Below are 2,283 nucleotides of genomic sequence, written 5' to 3'. Positions count from 1 at the left end.
ACCTCGTTTGGTGGTCAGCAATTATTAAATGGTGACTTTGGTACTAAAGCTTTCCAAGTTGGTGCCAATGCTAATGAAACAATTAACGTATCATTGAACAACATAGCTGCAGATAATCTAGGTCAGAATGCAATTAAAGGTGGTGGCACTGTATTCAATAATACGGTAGCCNTTTATCTGGTCCAAAAGGTAATACAACTGAAGATTTAAGTCTCATAAATGCCCAGGAAACAGCAGACGCAATCAATGCAGCGGCAACTGGTATAAAAGCTCAAACATCAGTGACAGCAACAATTACAGCGTTGTCATCAGCTGATACGGGCACACTGACTGTTGGTGAGAAAACTTTTGATTTATCATCATATAACGGAAGCGCGTCTGATTTAGCATCTGACCTTGGTAAAGCTGGGATAAACGCAACGTATGACGCTGATGCTGGTAGCATATTAATTGAAGAAACTGACGTAGCAGGTGTATTACTGGTTGGTGATGGTGCAAGTACTGCTGCATTAAACGGTACAGTTGGTAGTGCAACCGGTGCTGTAGTGAACTCTCAGGTTAATCTGACGTCATCAGATAAGTTTACTGTTGGTGCTACCGGTGGTGAGATAGCAACCGTAGGTAACTCTACATTAGATCAGGTTGCAGAGATAGACATTAAAACAGCTTTAGGTGCACAAAACTCAATTACTGTGATAGATGCTGCATTAGCAAATATTGATGAAAATCGTGCTGATTTGGGTGCTGCTCAAAATCGTTTTGGCCATACAATTAGTAATTTAGCAAATATTGCGGAGAATGTTTCTGCATCACGTAGTCGTATTCAAGATACAGATTTTGCAACTGAAACAGCACAGATGACAAAAAACCAAATATTACAACAAGCGGGTACGTCTATACTTTCGCAAGCGAATCAAATTCCACAAGCAGCAATTAGTTTATTAGGTGGCTAATTACTGGTTTAATGTATAACTGGCTACATAAACGCACTTTAAATTAAGTGCGTTTTTTGTTTTTAGGTGGTTGAAATCACTAAAAGCATAATATTTAAATTGTATTTTAAACTCATTTAAAATAACTAATCTTTTAAAACAGTCGGTTAGGTTTTTTTAAACAGATAAACTAATTTATTTCTAAAATACTTCTAAAGATAATTTACCTCCTGCCGTTAACTTAATCAGTACGGAGCTGAGCATACAATTGTGACAGCTCTTGGTTAAATTAAAATAGCAACATTACGAAAGTAATCAGGAGTTTTATTATGATTTCAGTAAACACAAATGTATCTTCACTAAATGCTCAACGTAACCTATCTCAATCAGGTTCTGACTTAGCAACTTCTATGGAACGTCTATCATCGGGTATGCGTATTAATAGTGCAAAAGATGATGCGGCCGGTCTTCAAATATCAAACCGTTTAACATCACAAGTAAATGGCTTAGCGGTAGCGCAACGTAATGCTAACGATGGTATCTCAATGGCACAGACTGCTGAAGGTGCGATGCAAGAATCGACTAGTATTTTACAACGTATGCGTGAATTAGCACTGCAATCATCGAATGGCTCAAACTCTACTGAAGACAGAGAATCACTTCAAAAAGAAGTATCTGCATTGCAAACAGAGTTAACCCGTATAGCTGAAACTACCTCGTTTGGTGGTCAGCAATTATTAAATGGTGACTTTGGTACTAAAGCTTTCCAAGTTGGTGCCAATGCTAATGAAACAATTAACGTATCATTGAACAACATAGCTGCAGATAATCTAGGTCAGAATGCAATTAAAGGTGGTGGCACTGTATTCAATAATACGGTAGCCNTTTATCTGGTCCAAAAGGTAATACAACTGAAGATTTAAGTCTCATAAATGCCCAGGAAACAGCAGACGCAATCAATGCAGCGGCAACTGGTATAAAAGCTCAAACATCAGTGACAGCAACAATTACAGCGTTGTCATCAGCTGATACGGGCACACTGACTGTTGGTGAGAAAACTTTTGATTTATCATCATATAACGGAAGCGCGTCTGATTTAGCATCTGACCTTGGTAAAGCTGGGATAAACGCAACGTATGACGCTGATGCTGGTAGCATATTAATTGAAGAAACTGACGTAGCAGGTGTATTACTGGTTGGTGATGGTGCAAGTACTGCTGCATTAAACGGTACAGTTGGTAGTGCAACCGGTGCTGTAGTGAACTCTCAGGTTAATCTGACGTCATCAGATAAGTTTACTGTTGGTGCTACCGGTGGTGAGATAGCAACCGTAGGTAACTCTACATTAGAT

General features: G+C 38.9%; 2 protein-coding genes and 1 pseudogene. All 3 read left to right on the top strand.

All coding sequences use genetic code 11. The annotated features are described in order from the left end of the window. The first annotated feature begins 281 nt into the window (after window positions 1-281). Window positions 282-953, top strand: a complete 672-nt coding sequence (locus tag L654_RS01000000126340; protein WP_050582319.1) for a flagellin — start codon at window positions 282-284, stop codon at window positions 951-953. A 308-nt stretch (window positions 954-1,261) separates the two neighbouring features. Then, entirely contained in the window at window positions 1,262-1,855 is a 594-nt protein-coding gene (locus L654_RS1000000127035) for a hypothetical protein (protein WP_343223592.1), read from the top strand. A 71-nt stretch (window positions 1,856-1,926) separates the two neighbouring features. After that, a pseudogene (locus tag L654_RS1000000127030) lies at window positions 1,927-2,283 on the top strand (flagellin); the annotation flags it as partial.

Origin of the sequence: Pseudoalteromonas sp. TAB23, assembly GCF_000498075.1 — a bacterium.
GTDB lineage: Bacteria > Pseudomonadota > Gammaproteobacteria > Enterobacterales > Alteromonadaceae > Pseudoalteromonas > Pseudoalteromonas arctica.
The sequence above is the reverse complement of the archived record's forward strand: the minus strand, read 5'-3'. Positions and strand labels throughout refer to the sequence as shown.